Here is a 1048-nt window from a genome sequence, read left to right as displayed (position 1 = left end):
CTTAGATTAGCAGTTGAAGTGCAACGCCATGTTGTTGCCATAATACCTGACTCGGACTTTTAAAGCCGAGTCTTTTTCTTGGGCGCTGATTTAAACGTTGTGTGATTTCTGAGATATATTCATCCGTATACTGATTCAGATCACTGCCTTTTCTAATATATTGCCTGATTAAGCCATTGGTATTTTCATTCGTGCCGCGTTGCCAGGCGCTATAGGGATCAGCGAAATAGAAGTCAATTTCTAATTCTTGAGCAATATATTCATGCAGACTAAACTCTTTACCATTATCTGCTGTAATTGTTTTGAGCTGATCTTTAATCGGCTCGAGTAGGCTGATCGTTGTTCGACAGACTTCCCCAGACTTACGTGAGCTACACTTTTTCAACCACAAATAACCTGTCTTACGGTCAACAATAGTGACCAGTGATTGTTGATGATTCTTACCAACAATTGTATCTATTTCCAAGTCGCCAAAGCGGCTCCGCTGTTCAATCTCACTAGGTCTATCATGAATACTGTTGCGATTGTTCAGCTGACCACGTGTTTCAGAGCTACCATATTTCCTCTTTCGCTGATTTCTAAAGCGTAAATTTTGAAATAGCTGACCACCGCTATTTTTATCTCGCTTTATGTAGCGGTAGATAGAATGTGAACTGACTGGAACATGGGACGCGATTTGTTCAGGACTCCACTGAAGATGCAGATAAGCAAGAACACGTGTCCAAGTTTCGAGAGGAATTATTTTGGGATTTGAACAATGTCGTCTTCGAGCTAAGAGGTTAGCATGTTTAGCGAAATAACCATTCCTTGCTCGATTGCGTGTAGTTTCCCTGGAAATGGTTGAAGGTGAGCGATTTAATCGCCAAGCGATATAACGTTTAGAAAAACCTTCGCGCAATAAGGTATGAATCTGATATCTTTCTTCTTGAGTAAGATGAGTATAGTTCATGATGCAACTTTGACTTTGGTCGGTCGGATGCAGAATGCTAGCTCATCTTGCTCCCTTCCAGTATTTTAATCTCTGTTGCACTTCATATGAGAATCTAAG

1 protein-coding gene is annotated in these 1048 nt (G+C 40.7%); it reads right to left on the bottom strand.

The features are described from left to right. Position 1 precedes the first annotated feature (1 nt). The gene (locus ACU0NF_RS11845) at positions 2 to 949 is read right to left on the bottom strand and encodes an IS30 family transposase (RefSeq protein ID WP_131317585.1); all 948 of its coding nucleotides are present in this window, start codon (positions 947 to 949) and stop codon (positions 2 to 4) included. Positions 950 to 1048: the final 99 nt, after the last annotated feature.

It is taken from the genome of Acinetobacter sp. F16, from assembly GCF_052712855.1.
This window is presented reverse-complemented; position numbering and strand designations above follow the sequence as displayed.

Bases quoted from the DNA above. Each gene is read 5' to 3' on its own strand.
- ACU0NF_RS11845 (WP_131317585.1), bottom strand. From the start codon at position 949: ATGAACTATACTCATCTTACTCAAGAAGAAAGATATCAGATTCATACC.